This window comes from Enterococcus sp. ZQ21, assembly GCF_030053755.1.
GTDB classification, from domain to species: domain Bacteria; phylum Bacillota; class Bacilli; order Lactobacillales; family Enterococcaceae; genus Enterococcus_B; species Enterococcus_B lactis.
In genome coordinates this window covers 111,367-125,906 of sequence record NZ_CP125659.1, presented here as the reverse complement: position 1 = coordinate 125,906, position 14,540 = coordinate 111,367, and the positions used below count along the sequence as shown (strand labels likewise).

Below are 14,540 nucleotides of genomic sequence, written 5' to 3'. Positions count from 1 at the left end.
TATTTAAAACTTTGCAACAGAACCTTAATACAATCAAAAACCTAACCGAAAATTTAATAACGTTTCACTGATTTCATCTTCATTAATTCCGATGTAGCGTTTGGTAATCTTCTCGCTGCTGTGACCAAAGATTTCCATTAAGGTGGCCACGTCTTTGGTTTTCTTGTAACAGTGGTAACCAAAGGTTTTTCGTAGGGTGTGGGTGCCGATATCGTCCCTTCCTAACAGCTTCGCGACCTTTTGAAACATCTGGTAGACTGTATTGATTTCTAAATGGCCGCCCTTAGTAGTGGGAAACAAGTAAGCCTCCGGATCTAAGGGTGCGGTATAGCCGTGAATCAAGTCCTGTAAGCTGCTTAAGTATAAAATGCGTGTTTTCCCTGTCTTTTGCTCCACAATGCGCGGGTTTTTTGAGGTAATCACGTCTTTTTTCTTGAGTTTGACGATGTCGGACATGCGCAGACCGCTGTTAATTCCAATTAGAAACAAGAAAACGTCACGTTCCGCATTTTTATTCCGTCGCAGGCAAAATAAAAAATCATTAATCTCCTGTTGCGACCGTAGTGGCTGAACATTATAGCCCATGACAATCCCTCCTTTTTAGTCTGTTCGAATACATGATTACAGTTATTATAACACGAAATCGTGTGTTTAGGGGGGGTAAAAAAAAAGAACCCTATAGGGATAGGATTCTTGATACATGATTTTATACAATTTCATGTATCGCATGATACTATTTGGATAATGCGCCAATCTGTTAGCACAAAAAAAGACATCGATTAAATCTCGTTGTCTTTTTTTGTGCTAACAGTCAAACTACTTATTAATTAATATGATTTGTCAAATTAAGCTAGAATAAAATGCTTCTTGTACATAGCTCAAAAATATTTCGATTGGTGTTCTGTAATTCAATGATTTTCTTGGAATATGATTACGTTGATTGCTGACACTGGAAATAAATGTCTGATTCACTTCTCTAAAATCCATTGATTTCGGCAGTCCATTACGACGCAGAATCCCGTTAGAATTCTCGTTTAATGGGCGTTGAGAAGGTGTTCCAGGGTCCGCAAAATATATATCAATATCATGTTGGTTACTAATGGCTTTCCAGTTAGAAAATTCTTTTCCACAGTCAAACGTAATAGATTTAAAGAAGTTTTTAGGGAAGCGAGAAAACCATTGATTAAGGGCAGTTTCAATATCTAATGCCTTACGGCCGTTGGGTTTAATCGTGATAATGACTTTAGATAATCTTTCAACTAAAGTAATGACGGCACTTTTATGATGAATGCCAACGATCGTATCACCTTCAAGGTGACCAAACTCAGAATTGAAATCAGGATAATTATCAGGTCGATCATGGATTGAGCGCTGATACTGTTGTTTTCCCCGTTTTTCCTGATGGCCATTGGGTTTTCTTTTACCTTTCATCGGTAGTGTGTCAATATCAAATATTCCTTTAGAAAATAAACGATAAAGTGTTCTCATACCGCATGAAACAGGCCTTTCTTTTCGCCCGATAATGACGTCAGGCGTCCAACCAAGAGTGACTTTCTCTTTAATGTAATCTACTTCATGAGCAGGTAATTGAATGACTTTTCTCCCACATTTTTTCTTATTTTCTTTATACTGGTGCCAATAATCAAGAGCAGTCTTGCCTTGCTTGAACTTATTGACTACATTATAAATAGTTTGTATAGCACGTCCCATTCGGTTAGCGATTTCAACCGGCTTATTATGTTGAAGATAATATGATTCTATCATTGTCAGTTCGTCTATGGTAAGATGTTTGTAGGTCATTTATGGTTACACTCCTTTGTTTTCTTTCGTCGGAAATACAATTTGAGTGTACCATAAATGCCTTTTTATTTTTCTAACTTAATTTTACAATTCGCGTAAATAAACTTAATAAAGTTTGAATCGTACCATTTTCGATCAATATATAAATTCCTAAACCAATAAACACTATAGGAACAATGATTCGTTCATATTTTTCTAATGTTTCGGAAACAAAGGAAATTTTTGCTAATTTATAACTGACATAGCAAAGAATTGCAACAGAGAAAGCAAATACGATTAAAGTAATAACAATTTCTGAAAAGGCTAACGAAGTAAAGTAAGGAATATAAATGCCTAAATTATCGCCACCTGACGCAATGGTTATTAAGGCGACAGTCCAAAATAACCAACTGGTTCCTCTAGATTCTAACTTTTCAACGACTTCCTCTTCTTCTTCCTCCTCTTCACCTATCACAGCGACACGAATACCTAAATAAATTGGAATTAATCCAAGAAGTCCAATGATCCAATCTTGCGGAATAAAATTTAGCACATAAGCAGCAAACAAACTTACGGCTACCAAAATACCTGTTCCAAGATATTGACCCCAAAAAATGTGACGAATACCTTTTTGTGTGTGGCTTTGAGAAAAGATAATGAGCAAGATAAACAAATAATCAATACTGGTAGAAATATAAACAGCGATAGCTGAAAAAATACTTTGTAACAAAATAACTTCCTCCAAACTAAGATTTCATAGATAGATTTTCTGATAACTTAAAAAAAACACGAATAGCGGAAAGGATGTCTTCATTCGCTAAAGAGTAATAAACTACTTTTCCATCTTGACGTGATTTTGCCATTCCATGTTTTTTTAAAAAACGTAAATGGTGTGACGTTGTAGCGACACTAGCAGTAAGTATTTCTGCTAAATCACATACACACATTTCCTTATAGGTTTCTAAAGCATAGAAAATTTTAATTCTAGAAGAATCGCTGAAACATTTCCCTAACACAAGTAAGTTTGAAAAATCTTTTTGATCCAATTTATTTTTTATTACATTTACTTTTTCTTTATGTACGATAGTCACTTGGCAAACTTTTTCCATTCATCTCACCTCACATTCAAACGATTGTTTGAATGAAGTATATCTATTTGATCACTCGTTTGTCAATCTACCTTAATTCCAATACACTATTATAAGCAATTTCATGTATCAAAAGATTGTTCAAATAAAGAGCAGCATTGACAAGCGTACTTGTCTGAGTTATTCTTTATTCAGACAAATAAACTTGTCATTATAAAAGGAGGATAATTATGAAAAAAGAAAAGATATTAAACAGTTACCGAAATGAAAAAAAAGATGAAGGCAACGACCATATCAATAATATGAGTGATGAGAAAGGTTTCTTTGCTATGGCTATGTTAATCATGCTTATAACTATCTATAAAATATATATGAATTTGCCGTTTGGAGATACTGGTGCAATCCCATTATCTTTTTTATCTTTTCATAGCTTTAATCGTTATAAGCAAACGAAAGAAAAAGATACCTTGGTATATGGTATTGTTACTGGTTTTATTGGAATTGCGTTCTTAGTTTGGTATGTGATCGAAACAATATGAGTAAACAAGATAAAAATTATTCAGAAGAGACAGATTTAGTACTGAAAAATCATTTAAAGGACACCCGTAGAGAATTAGGGCTTTCTCAACAACAACTCGCAGATATGATCGGTGTTTCTAGAAATACGATTGGTTCAATAGAGAGATGTGTGTTTGTTCCTACAGCAAAATTAGCATTGATATTATGTATCGCTTTAGATAAAAAATTTGAAGAGTTGTTCTACTTTGATTAAATATAAAAAAATTAAAGAACCTTGTTAATACAAATTTCTAGATACACGATTCTATGTAATTTCATGTGTTACAACTTAATAGGAATTTAAATTTTATTATTAGATTTTTTAATCATTTACACGAAAATTAATTTCGCGAATTGTAAAATTAAGTTAGAAAAATAAAAAGGCATTTATGGTACACTCAAATTGTATTTCCGACGAAAGAAAACAAAGGAGTGTAACCATAAATGACCTACAAACATCTTACCATAGACGAACTGACAATGATAGAATCATATTATCTTCAACATAATAAGCCGGTTGAAATCGCTAACCGAATGGGACGTGCTATACAAACTATTTATAATGTAGTCAATAAGTTCAAGCAAGGCAAGACTGCTCTTGATTATTGGCACCAGTATAAAGAAAATAAGAAAAAATGTGGGAGAAAAGTCATTCAATTACCTGCTCATGAAGTAGATTACATTAAAGAGAAAGTCACTCTTGGTTGGACGCCTGACGTCATTATCGGGCGAAAAGAAAGGCCTGTTTCATGCGGTATGAGAACACTTTATCGTTTATTTTCTAAAGGAATATTTGATATTGACACACTACCGATGAAAGGTAAAAGAAAACCCAATGGCCATCAGGAAAAAAGGGGAAAACAACAGTACCAGCGCTCAATCCATGATCGACCTGATAATTATCCTGATTTCAATTCTGAGTTTGGTCACCTTGAAGGTGATACGATCGTTGGCATTCATCATAAAAGTGCCGTCATTACTTTAGTTGAAAGATTATCTAAAGTCATTATCACGATTAAACCCAACGGCCGTAAGGCATTAGATATTGAAACTGCCCTTAATCAATGGTTTTCTCGCTTCCCTAAAAACTTCTTTAAATCTATTACGTTTGACTGTGGAAAAGAATTTTCTAACTGGAAAGCCATTAGTAACCAACATGATATTGATATATATTTTGCGGACCCTGGAACACCTTCTCAACGCCCATTAAACGAGAATTCTAACGGGATTCTGCGTCGTAATGGACTGCCGAAATCAATGGATTTTAGAGAAGTGAATCAGACATTTATTTCCAGTGTCAGCAATCAACGTAATCATATTCCAAGAAAATCATTGAATTACAGAACACCAATCGAAATATTTTTGAGCTATGTACAAGAAGCATTTTATTCTAGCTTAATTTGACAAATCATATTTTATAAAGAGCATACTCTATACTCTTATTTTTTTTCAAGAACTCAAAAAAGCGGAAAATCCCAGATTTAAAAATCTGAGTTTCCGCTTTTGTCATTTCAAGGATGGACTATTGTCTCAGCCTCTTCTAATTTATTCTTAAGATATTTTTACTTTCTCTGCAGGTGCTGATACTTCTTTTTGTTCTTTTCGACCTTTCAACTTATACTTCATTAATCTCATGCCATTGAAAATTACCACCAAGATACTACCTTCATGAACCAACATTCCGATAGACATATTCATCCATTCGCTGAAGAAGACGCTGGTCAACAAGACCAACACTACTCCAATTGAAATCACGATATTTTGTTTCATATTATTTGCGGTGGCTTTTACTAATCCTAATGCGTGAGGCAAGTTGCTGAAGTTCGAGTTCATTAAAACGACATCGGATGTTTCAATCGCTACGTCCGTTCCGCTTCCCATTGCGATTCCAATGTCTGCTAAAGCTAAGGACGGACTATCGTTAACGCCATCTCCAACAAAGGCTACAATTTGACCACGTTGTTGAAGTTTTCCGATATAAGCCGATTTGTCTTCCGGCAACATGTGGCCGTGAGCTTCGGTCAAACCAAGTTCGCCGGCGACCACATCAACGGTTCCTTGGTTATCTCCTGAAAGAACGACTAGATTTTTCACGCCCAAGTCTTTTAATTCCTGCAAATTAGCTTTCACACCCGGACGGACTTGATCGCGAATGCCCATCAGTACTTTTAATTCACCGTCGACCGCTGTCAAAACGAGAGAGTTCCCTTGTTGTTCAAACCGTTTGACATCTTTTTGCACTTTTTTGCTAAGAGTGACATTTTCTTTTTCCATCAAGGCCACATTCCCAACAGCCACTCTATGTCCAGCTATACTTGAAACGATTCCGCCGCCTTTCACGACTTCAGTTTCTTCAACAGGATAAAAGTTTGTTTCTCCAATTTGATTTAAGATCGCTTTTGCTAATGGATGATCTGATTCCCGTTCCACACTGGCCAGATAGCCAAGCGTTTCAGCAGAATCTTTTTCATACAGTTCAGTCGCTGCAACGGTTGGGTTTCCGACAGTTAAAGTACCTGTCTTATCAAATACAATTGTATCCACATTGCTGAAGTCTTGAATGACTTCACTCCCTTTTAAAAGAACACCGTTACGAGCACCATTCCCAATACCGGCAACGTTTGAGACAGGCACTCCGATAACTAATGCGCCTGGGCAACCTAGAACCAAGATGGTGATTGCTAACTCAATATTTTGACTGAACGCCCATACAACAATTGCCAGAACCAAGACAGCTGGTGTGTAGTATTTAGAAAAGCGATCAATGAACCGTTCTGCTTCGGATTTAGAATCTTGTGCTTCTTCCACGAGTTCAATAATTTTACCAAATGTGGTGTCCTCACCAACTCGGTCAGCTCTGATTTGAATCGTTCCGTTTTCTAAAATGGTTCCTGCAAAAACTTCTGCATCAGCTTGCTTATTGACCGGAACAGCTTCCCCTGTAATGCTAGCTTCATTGATATGCCCTTCACCCGTAAGGACTATGCCATCTACTGGAACTTTCGCACCCGTTTTAACGAGTAAGATATCCCCTTCATCTATATCATCCACGTCTACTTCTTCAAATTCGCCATTATCCATTTGTTTCAAGGCGCTTTCGGGTGCCATTTCAGTCAATTCTTTGATAGCAGATCGCGTTTGGTTCAATGTTCGTTGTTCCAAGTAGTGTCCGAATAAGAATAAGAACGTGACAATAGCCGATTCTTCATAATTTTGAATAAAAAGCGCACCAATCGCTGCAATACTGACTAAGACATCAATACTGATGACTTTGACTTTCATTGCTTGAAACGCTTGAATGGCAATTGGCGTAATCCCAAAGACAGAGGCGATGATCAAAGACCACTCTGAAAGTCCTACGTTTTCTAAAACAAAGTGACTGAAGAAACCGAGTACGATTAACAATCCACTGATGACGGTGATAACATTTTTCTTGCTTAATATATATTGTTGCATGCTTTTTCCCTCCAAATTTAATTTCTCTTTTATTGATAAACATAATATAAAATAATTGCCTAAGTAATTAATTGACTGACATCAAGTTTAGAAAGTTCTCTTTTATCGTTTCTAAGCACCTCGAATCGGATTGCAACAAAAAAAGCAATCCTGAAAAAATAGCTTTTCTTCCAGAATTGCCTAGTTCATTTAATCTGTTAAGCGGCCTTGACTTTTGCTTTAAGGACCGGATAGCCTACGTTTTCGATAGCTTTTTGAATCTCTTCAATCGAAGTGACAGCTGAATCAAAATTGACTTTGACTTTGCTGGAGTTGAATAATACTTTAAGGCTGTCTTTATCAATACCGTTAACTGATTTTACAGCACCTTCAATTTTTTGCATACAACTTGGACAAGACAACGTTTCTAATTGCAATATAGCTTTTTCCATAATTCCTATCTCCTTTATGTGTTTTTATTTTATAGGCAGCAGATTAATGAACACTGCCTTTTCCTCTTTACAACTGTAATATAGCTCACTTTTAGCAAACGAAAATTGACGCATATCAAGTTTTGCACTTCTTTTTATCTTTTTGCTCAATTCACCATCTTAATAGTCTTTTTCTGCCCCTTATTGCCATCAGAATAATAAGAAATTGGTGGATAATCTTGTCTGCGTATAAACTATACTACAATTGCGCCAATAAACAGGGCCAGAGACAAGGCTTGCGAAACGCGGATCCACTCGCCAATCCATAAACTGTCCGTTCGCATACCTTCAATGAAGAACCGACCCACTGAGTACCACAAAACGTAACTCAAAGCGACTTCTCCTTGACGCAAAAGCTGTTTTCGGTTCCGTATAGTGACGATGAGGACAAAGCCCAACAAACTCCACAATGACTCGTATAAAAAAGTCGGATGGTAGTAGGTACCATTGATATTCATTTGTTCAAATGATAAATTCAGGTAAATAAAGATTTTCCAAGAATTGACGAGTAACCGGCCCACCATGAGCTTCCTGATTCATAAAATTGACCCAACGACCAATGGACTGGGCTAACAATACATTGGGCGCTAAAATATCAAGAACGAGTGCCAAAGAAGTACCTTTTTTCTTTGCATACCAATATAGCGTACCCCCTCCTGCAATCAATCCCCCATAAATCGCAATACCGCCATTCCAAATCGCAAGGATTTGTCCTGGATTTTGCAGATAATAACCAAGTTCAAATAACACATAATAAAGCCGAGCGCCGAGGAGTCCAATCGGAATTGCCCATAAGGCCATATCGATAATGGTATCCTCTTCCAGTCCTTTTTTCTTTGCTTCCTTGGTGCTCAACTGGAGAGCCGCTAATATGCCCGCTGCAATAATGACTCCATACCAATGAATCACAACAGAACCAATCTCCACCACATGGGGATTCAAAACGCCTAATACGAATCCCATTCTATTTGCTCCATTTCTTCAATTTTTCGCGTCATTCTAGTCATGGTGATGTTGAACAAGATTCCGGCTAAGCTCCATGGAAACCAAACAGTGAATACACTTTTATCTCCCTGGTCACTCGCTTCGTAATACGCCACTTTTCCGTGTCCGATTACGCCGGCTCCTTTTACAACTTCCTCTTCTTTTTCCATAGCTAACCTATCTGCCTCAACAACGTTAGACGTTTTTGCTTCGCCGCCAATCGTGTTCTTGGTGAAAGGGACGACAAAGAATGCACCCGCTGCTGACAACGTGATGGCAACTATCACCCAAAAACAATGCACATTCACCCTACTTATTTTTACGTTTTGTTCGACAACCCTATCTTAAAGAAAAATAAAACAAAAAAACTTGAGGGTTATCATGTTTGTGCTTTTATTTTTCCAATGAATGAAGGTCGTTCTGTCTTAAAAAAGCCAAAAACGGACAGATGGAAGCAAAAGCACTGAGTTCTGTCCCGTTGTTAATGAAGAGCGACAGAACACCAACGTGTAGAAAAAAGTGTGTCCGATTATTCGCTGTAAAGCAATAAATCATCTAAATCCTGAATCTTGATCCTTTTCCCAGACAGCTGTTGAATCAATCCCTCGTCCTCCAATTCTCCAAATTTGCGACTGATGGTCTCAGGTGTCGTTCCTAAATAGGAAGCAATGTCCTTTTTTGCCATCGGCAGGGTGATGGTGGGAGAGTTGCCCATTTCAGGTTCCACATTTTCTGCCAAAAACAAAACTAAACGGGTAATGACACTCTCCACGGCTACTTGTGTCGTTTGACGTTCTGAACTTTCTAACCGTTTAGACATTTCCGCCAATAGTTTTAAAGAAATAGCTGGGTATTGTTCCAGAAAATCTTGGACATCTTTTTGCTGAATCATACAGACAACGGTATCTCGGGTTGCTTCGGCATATTCCTCGTGTACTGCATCCGGGTTGAACAAGGTCCATTCTCCGGTGAAATCACCAGGGCTCAAGATCCGCACTAGCTGCTCTTTGCCAGAGTCTGCCAATCGATAAATACGGATTTTCCCACGATTGATAATATATAAAGTATCCTCTTTTTCTTGTGAACGAAACAGAAACTCTCCTTTTTGATACTGTTTCGTGTGGGCTTTTTCAGCAATGTAATTCATCGCGCTATCCTCTAAGTGATTGAATATTGGAACCAAGCGGATACAGGCTGCGTGGTCGCCAATTTCATGATGGGTATGTTTAGTCAATTCATTCTCCCCCTTTATTTATTTTGTTTATATTCGCTGCTTTTATTATATAAGTCTCTTACTACAAAAAAATTGATGCACATCAAGAAAATGGAAAAAGGACTGGAAAGAATTCCAATCCCTAAATCAGCTTCTACCTTTACCTTAATCTTCATCCTCATCAAGAGCGTCATCATCTTCTAATGCTTCTTTACCAATGAACGCTTGCAGCATCCAAATGTTCTTGTCTAAGTCATTTTTAAAAGCAATCAATGTATCTTCTAAAGCATCGTCACCCTCGTCTTGAGCTAAACGAATCGCGCGAATAGTTAGGTCACGAGTGCTTCTGAAGTCCTCGATAATATTTTCAACCATGTCTTCTGCTTTAGCGTATTTATTAACTGCATCTTCCGAAAGCATCGAATATTTTTCAAATTCAACCGTTGTCGAAGCAGGTTTATGCCCAGAAGTAATTAGACGCTCCGCAAGTTTGTCGAACCATTTTTCATTTTCGTTATACAACTCTTCAAATTTTTCATGCAACGTAAAGAAATTGGCTCCTTTTACATACCAGTGATATTGGTGCAGTTTCACATGTAATGTATGCATGTTGCCTAAAAGATGATCCGCAATGGCCGCTGCATTAATTTTCGTATGATGAACATGTTCCTTGTGTTCTTGTTCTTCTTGCAATCTTTCTTGGGGTGTTCTTTCTTGAGTAGCTTTATTTTCAGTCATGATTTATTCCTCCTATAATTTTGGTTTGTTTAAAATAGCTTTCTTTGATTCCTCCTTTTTCTTTACTGAATTTAGTATAGGATAGATTTCCGTTAAAAAAATTGACGCTCATCAAGAAAAGTATTTCTTAATAGACGCCAGGCTTCTCTATTAAATTCAACTGAAATAATCAAAGGAATGAAGTCGTCCCCTCCAAACAAAAATTTCATTAAAGTAGGGCCTAAAAAAAGAATAGCAACTATACTTTGTCAAGAGACCTGACTGCTATTTTTTTGCTTGTTATTCTTCAATTACCAAATGTCTTACCTTGCAGTATATTTAATACTCTTTCTCACTAGTGTTGCATGCAACACTAGTGAGAAAGAGCATTAATAAGATTAACCTAGAAGAATAACTTTACTTTATTTATGTCACACCATAAATAAAAATTGAAAAGAATTTTTTTATTTATTTTTAGTAGATCGATTAATAGGAGTTTTAGCTTGGGAGCGTCAATAATTTTGTGTAAATGGTTCTTCCCTACTGTAGATTGTTTCTAATTCTCCATCGGTTGACTCAGCATTTGTTCGAGCTCGCCTTCGGCCTGTTGGAAACCTTTATGACTGCGACCTAGGAATTTTTGGTTGTAAGTATCAAAAGACGAGACTAAGAAACGTTCCATCGACTCTTCATTTTGGAACTGTTCCTTGCGGTGGCTGTATTTCTTGATTTGTTTATTGAAAGATTCGATTAAATTAGTTGAGTAAATGCTTCGGCGGATACCAGGCGGAAACTCATAAAAAGTCAATAAATCTTGATTTTTTATCAGTGACTGCGTCACTTTAGGATAAGTTTTCTGCCACTTCTCAATCATACTCCCTAAAAAGGTATTTGCCTCTTCCTTTGAGCTAGCTTGATAAACAGCCTTAAAATCATCACAGATTTCTTTTCGATCTTTGACACATACTTTGTGAACAATATTACGGGAAACGTGCACACAGCAATGTTGAAAACGGGCTTTGGGGTAGAACCGACTAATCGCTCCTACCATCCCCTTTAAGCCATCCGTGATGAACAGGAGGACATTTTTCAAACCGCGCTCTTGAAGGTCCAATAAAATTTCCTCCCAAATCGTGATGGATTCAGTCGGTGCAATCGCATAGCTCAATACTTCCTTTGATCCGTCCGGGCGAATGCCAACTGCGATATGAATAGCTTCCTTGGCGACGGTTTTCCGCTTTAACGGAATATACGTTGCGTCCATATAAATAGCAGCATAACGGTCATGAAGCTCCCGCCCTTTAAACGCCGTTACCTCTTCTGTAAATGATTTTGTTATATTGGACATGGTTTGGGGCGTGTAGTGATGCCCATACATTTTCTCAATCAAGTCTGCGATTTCCGACATGGTAATACCTTTTCGGAAGAGGTGAATGACGGTCTCCTCTAACGTGTCATTCGTCCGTCTATAAGCAGGAACAGTCTGTTGCTTGAACTCACCATTGCGGTCGCGCGGAATCTGGAGATGAAGTTCCCCGTACTCGGTCTTGACTGTACGGTCATAGGAGCCGTTACGAGAATTACCCGTGTTAAAACCAATGCGATCGTACTTTTCGTAATCGAGGAAAGCCGTTAACTCCGTTTTGAGAAGCGTATTGACAGCTTTTTCCAAATGGACACGGAATAATTCATTCAAATCGCCTTTGTTCGCTAGAGTCTTTAGAATTTCTGTAGTAAAATCGTTCATATGGAAGTCCTCTTTTCTGTGAATGTGTTGTGGTAACTCTATTCTACACAAGGGACTTCCTTTTTTCTATTTACACAAAATATTTTGTTATCACTGTTGAATCATCATTTATAAGTGAACGTAAAAGATAATAGATACCCAAAAACAGAAAGAAAAATAACGGTAATACACGGAGTAAAACAAACGGAGTTTCAAAAATGAACGCTTTCCAAAACCACATACCCTCCATTTCCCATAAACCTTGGGTAAAATACCATGATTTAAAGTTCAATATCTTATCCAAATTCCAAGAATTACTACTAAAAAAAATAAAGAAATACAATAAAAATAGAGTTCCATAAGTATAACCATATTTTACATATCTTTTCTTTACACTTTCTTGAGAATCAGTGTCAGAAAATATGTCCCTTGTTACATCAGGATATTCTTGCTGAAAATACTGAGCGCCACCAGAACGACTTCCCTTTATTAGTTTCCAACCACTATCAGAAAACAATGTTACATAATCTTCATATTTTATTTTTCCCATACTTTTTTCTCTAAAATCAAGGCGCACATAAGGAATAAACTTTTCTTTACTAGCCAATTTTTCAAAAGTATATATAGGCACCACTGAACTAACAGAAACTAACCTATAACCTTCTTCTTGTATAGAATTAATCCATTCTTCTTTTTTTTTTAAGGATAAGAAAATTCTAAATTTTTTCATGTTATCTCCTCCTAATATCCAAAATCAGAAGATAGCTTAATCAAACTTCCTAGACGTTCTATTTCTAGTCTTAAGACTTCTTCTCCCAGATCAGTAATTTTGTAAACTCTTCTTCTTTTTTCCCTACTTGGAATTTCTTCTATCCAATTAAGTTTAAGTAAATTTTCAATCGCTCCGTACATAGTTCCAGCAGCTACCTTAACTGATCCCTCGCTTAACTTATCAATTTCTTGAATAATAGCATATCCATGAGCAGGTGTAGTTAAAACTAGCAGAATATAAAAAGTTGTTTCAGTTAAAGGTAAATATGGATTTCTAATCATATAAAGACACTCCTCTTAATATACAGTTCCATTATATAAAGCTTAACTATATACATAGTATATGAATTGACAGACATCGGTACGCCAATCGTCAAACAGCATAATGGTATCAATGAGATCACCTTATATTATGACTTGCCGCTCTTCTTTTATTTCATCATCGGGTTGACCTTCATTGGTTGGCTGATTTTATTCATCATGTTTATTAGAAGTCGGATACATTCATAAAAAAATGAGGTCGAGACAAAAATCGTTTATGAGAAATTAGAGAAAAAACGAACAATACATTTTTTGTATTGCTCGTTTTTTTTAAATTTCCGAAAAACCTGCCTTTCGGACGTCGTTTATTTGAGAGAGGTTAGGACAGAAGTGTTTAACTCTGAGAAATAAGAAGAAATGAACGAAAATTGCTTTTCAAATTTTTGTTCATTTCGGCTTATTTAAGAAGGAGTTGCTTCTGCTCCCGTCGTTTATTCGAGAGTCTGTAGCAAACCTGATTTTTAGATTTGTCCCATATTCTTATTGTGACAATATTCCTTCGTTTCTCTTCACTCCAACGTGACTGCTACCCCATAATGATCACTGACAATCGGGCCATTTTCCCCGTCAAAAATACGTTGATAACTTGTAACAAAGCAATCTTGTGGTACATAAATATAGTCGACACGTAGCCCCTCTTTATTGTTTTCCCAGCCATCGATTCTCTTTTCGATCGTTGCTTCAGCTTGTTTTTTTTGCGCGATTGTATAAGCATCACGAATAGGCAACTGACTTTTTGCCACTAAATCGTACCCGCTGCCTTCAGCAGGATTGTTGAAATCCCCTAATAGATACAGTGGTGTTGTAAGAGGCGCTAAACTTGCTTCTAATTCTTTCCACTCAAATGCAAATCCGCTTTTTTCATCTACCCACCAAGAAAAATGACAACTTGCTACAGTAATACATTGTGTTTTGACAGAGGTTTGACCTACTAATATTTTTCGAGTATGGTAATCCTCTTTTTCTTTTGTTTCGGAGACTAGGTGCGTTTGACTAGTTAGTGGTTGTTTGGAAAGAAGCGCATTGCCTTCCTCATAGATAGCATAGCCGATATGACTCATTTCCCAACTCCAATAGTAAGTTTCACCTTGTTCTGCTAAGAGCTGGATCAAGCAATAGGCAAAGTTATCCGAGCGGACAGGCGTTTGTTCCTGCACCTGACTAAAATTCTTCAGCTGCTCACTGGTTAGTCGTTTTGCGTCCATCGTTTGATTGACTTCTTGCAATGCGATCACATCATATTGTTCATGACAGATTTTTTGAGCGATCTGTTTTAATTTTTCTTGTGGTTCCTCTTCTAACCAACTATGCGTATTCAACGTCATTATTTTCATATAATTCTCCTTCTTAATGGGATGGGTCGAAACATTGCTCCCACCTTCTGGATCCATATAGGTAAAGATCCCAAAGTAGTTTATTCAAAAAATAAGCCAATAATCCCTGAAATAGGAAAAGCA

17 protein-coding genes and 1 pseudogene are annotated in these 14,540 nt (G+C 37.0%); 4 read left to right on the top strand and 14 right to left on the bottom strand.

Annotated elements, in window-relative coordinates:
• Positions 1-33 precede the first annotated feature (33 nt).
• The 4 genes from QK255_RS13305 to QK255_RS13290 form a co-directional block, all read right to left on the bottom strand.
• The gene (locus tag QK255_RS13305; RefSeq protein ID WP_047927362.1) at positions 34-585 is read right to left on the bottom strand and encodes a tyrosine-type recombinase/integrase; all 552 of its coding nucleotides are present in this window, start codon (positions 583-585) and stop codon (positions 34-36) included.
• Positions 586-840: 255 nt separating this feature from the next.
• Complete coding sequence (locus tag QK255_RS13300) at positions 841-1,800, bottom strand: IS30-like element IS6770 family transposase (RefSeq protein ID WP_002293280.1); 960 nt, start codon at positions 1,798-1,800, stop codon at positions 841-843.
• 73 nt (positions 1,801-1,873) lie between these two features.
• The gene (locus QK255_RS13295) at positions 1,874-2,509 is read right to left on the bottom strand and encodes a CadD family cadmium resistance transporter (protein ID WP_283341632.1); all 636 of its coding nucleotides are present in this window, start codon (positions 2,507-2,509) and stop codon (positions 1,874-1,876) included.
• Between the two features lie 16 nt (positions 2,510-2,525).
• A complete protein-coding gene (locus tag QK255_RS13290; RefSeq protein ID WP_002341318.1) occupies positions 2,526-2,888 on the bottom strand; it encodes an ArsR/SmtB family transcription factor in 363 nt (120 codons plus the stop codon).
• Positions 2,889-3,097: 209 nt separating this feature from the next.
• Here QK255_RS13290 and QK255_RS13285 point away from each other — a divergent pair, with 209 nt between their 5' ends.
• The 3 genes from QK255_RS13285 to QK255_RS13275 all read left to right on the top strand — a co-directional run bounded on the left by QK255_RS13285 (position 3,098) and on the right by QK255_RS13275 (position 4,829).
• On the top strand, positions 3,098-3,406 hold the full coding sequence (locus tag QK255_RS13285; RefSeq protein WP_010728593.1) for a DUF6442 family protein: 309 nt from the start codon (positions 3,098-3,100) through the stop codon (positions 3,404-3,406).
• Positions 3,403-3,639, top strand: a complete 237-nt coding sequence (locus tag QK255_RS13280; RefSeq protein ID WP_002329962.1) for a helix-turn-helix transcriptional regulator — start codon at positions 3,403-3,405, stop codon at positions 3,637-3,639. Before QK255_RS13285 ends, QK255_RS13280 begins: the two co-directional genes overlap by 4 nt.
• A gap of 230 nt (positions 3,640-3,869) precedes the next feature.
• Positions 3,870-4,829, top strand: coding sequence for an IS30-like element IS6770 family transposase (locus QK255_RS13275; protein ID WP_002293280.1), 960 nt, complete (start codon positions 3,870-3,872; stop codon positions 4,827-4,829).
• 147 nt (positions 4,830-4,976) lie between these two features.
• Here QK255_RS13275 and QK255_RS13270 read toward each other — a convergent pair whose 3' ends face one another.
• The 9 genes and pseudogenes from QK255_RS13270 to QK255_RS13230 all read right to left on the bottom strand — a co-directional run bounded on the left by QK255_RS13270 (position 4,977) and on the right by QK255_RS13230 (position 13,044).
• Positions 4,977-6,881: a heavy metal translocating P-type ATPase gene (locus QK255_RS13270; RefSeq protein ID WP_283341631.1), complete on the bottom strand. Its 1,905-nt coding sequence runs from the start codon at positions 6,879-6,881 to the stop codon at positions 4,977-4,979.
• 197 nt (positions 6,882-7,078) lie between these two features.
• Positions 7,079-7,312 carry a heavy-metal-associated domain-containing protein gene (locus tag QK255_RS13265; RefSeq protein WP_283341630.1) on the bottom strand — a complete coding sequence of 78 codons (234 nt, stop codon included), beginning with the start codon at positions 7,310-7,312 and terminating at the stop codon, positions 7,079-7,081.
• Positions 7,313-7,458: 146 nt separating this feature from the next.
• Positions 7,459-8,314, bottom strand: a pseudogene (gene lgt / locus QK255_RS13260) (prolipoprotein diacylglyceryl transferase).
• Complete coding sequence (locus QK255_RS13255) at positions 8,299-8,637, bottom strand: hypothetical protein (RefSeq protein WP_002320187.1); 339 nt, start codon at positions 8,635-8,637, stop codon at positions 8,299-8,301. The pseudogene lgt and the gene QK255_RS13255 overlap by 16 nt, the downstream one beginning before the upstream one ends.
• A 227-nt stretch (positions 8,638-8,864) precedes the next feature.
• Complete coding sequence (locus tag QK255_RS13250) at positions 8,865-9,569, bottom strand: Crp/Fnr family transcriptional regulator (RefSeq protein WP_002320186.1); 705 nt, start codon at positions 9,567-9,569, stop codon at positions 8,865-8,867.
• A 144-nt stretch (positions 9,570-9,713) separates the two neighbouring features.
• Positions 9,714-10,286 (bottom strand): Dps family protein, encoded by a 573-nt coding sequence (locus QK255_RS13245; RefSeq protein ID WP_002292150.1) that lies wholly within the window; start codon positions 10,284-10,286, stop codon positions 9,714-9,716.
• Between the two features lie 535 nt (positions 10,287-10,821).
• On the bottom strand, positions 10,822-12,012 hold the full coding sequence (locus QK255_RS13240; protein ID WP_002333328.1) for an IS256 family transposase: 1,191 nt from the start codon (positions 12,010-12,012) through the stop codon (positions 10,822-10,824).
• Between the two features lie 70 nt (positions 12,013-12,082).
• Positions 12,083-12,721 (bottom strand): DUF2812 domain-containing protein, encoded by a 639-nt coding sequence (locus QK255_RS13235; protein WP_081140264.1) that lies wholly within the window; start codon positions 12,719-12,721, stop codon positions 12,083-12,085.
• An 11-nt stretch (positions 12,722-12,732) separates the two neighbouring features.
• Positions 12,733-13,044 (bottom strand): PadR family transcriptional regulator, encoded by a 312-nt coding sequence (locus tag QK255_RS13230; protein WP_002291321.1) that lies wholly within the window; start codon positions 13,042-13,044, stop codon positions 12,733-12,735.
• A 66-nt stretch (positions 13,045-13,110) separates the two neighbouring features.
• Here QK255_RS13230 and QK255_RS13225 point away from each other — a divergent pair, with 66 nt between their 5' ends.
• Positions 13,111-13,272 (top strand): hypothetical protein, encoded by a 162-nt coding sequence (locus tag QK255_RS13225; protein WP_002291320.1) that lies wholly within the window; start codon positions 13,111-13,113, stop codon positions 13,270-13,272.
• 320 nt (positions 13,273-13,592) lie between these two features.
• Here the strand turns inward: QK255_RS13225 and QK255_RS13220 are convergent, their stop codons facing one another.
• On the bottom strand, positions 13,593-14,417 hold the full coding sequence (locus QK255_RS13220; RefSeq protein ID WP_002342391.1) for an endonuclease/exonuclease/phosphatase family protein: 825 nt from the start codon (positions 14,415-14,417) through the stop codon (positions 13,593-13,595).
• Between the last annotated feature and the right edge of the window lie 123 nt (positions 14,418-14,540).

What these genes read in the sequence shown, in the direction of transcription:
- QK255_RS13285 (WP_010728593.1), top strand. Translation starts at nt 3,098, where the DNA reads ATGAAAAAAGAAAAGATATTAAACAGTTACCGAAATGAAAAAAAAGAT.
- QK255_RS13290 (WP_002341318.1), bottom strand. Translation starts at nt 2,888, where the DNA reads ATGGAAAAAGTTTGCCAAGTGACTATCGTACATAAAGAAAAAGTAAAT.
- QK255_RS13270 (WP_283341631.1), bottom strand. Translation starts at nt 6,881, where the DNA reads ATGCAACAATATATATTAAGCAAGAAAAATGTTATCACCGTCATCAGT.
- QK255_RS13280 (WP_002329962.1), top strand. Translation starts at nt 3,403, where the DNA reads ATGAGTAAACAAGATAAAAATTATTCAGAAGAGACAGATTTAGTACTG.
- QK255_RS13265 (WP_283341630.1), bottom strand. Translation starts at nt 7,312, where the DNA reads ATGGAAAAAGCTATATTGCAATTAGAAACGTTGTCTTGTCCAAGTTGT.
- QK255_RS13245 (WP_002292150.1), bottom strand. Translation starts at nt 10,286, where the DNA reads ATGACTGAAAATAAAGCTACTCAAGAAAGAACACCCCAAGAAAGATTG.
- QK255_RS13305 (WP_047927362.1), bottom strand. Translation starts at nt 585, where the DNA reads ATGGGCTATAATGTTCAGCCACTACGGTCGCAACAGGAGATTAATGAT.
- QK255_RS13220 (WP_002342391.1), bottom strand. Translation starts at nt 14,417, where the DNA reads ATGAAAATAATGACGTTGAATACGCATAGTTGGTTAGAAGAGGAACCA.
- QK255_RS13300 (WP_002293280.1), bottom strand. Translation starts at nt 1,800, where the DNA reads ATGACCTACAAACATCTTACCATAGACGAACTGACAATGATAGAATCA.
- QK255_RS13235 (WP_081140264.1), bottom strand. Translation starts at nt 12,721, where the DNA reads ATGAAAAAATTTAGAATTTTCTTATCCTTAAAAAAAAAAGAAGAATGG.
- QK255_RS13275 (WP_002293280.1), top strand. Translation starts at nt 3,870, where the DNA reads ATGACCTACAAACATCTTACCATAGACGAACTGACAATGATAGAATCA.
- QK255_RS13240 (WP_002333328.1), bottom strand. Translation starts at nt 12,012, where the DNA reads ATGAACGATTTTACTACAGAAATTCTAAAGACTCTAGCGAACAAAGGC.
- QK255_RS13230 (WP_002291321.1), bottom strand. Translation starts at nt 13,044, where the DNA reads ATGATTAGAAATCCATATTTACCTTTAACTGAAACAACTTTTTATATT.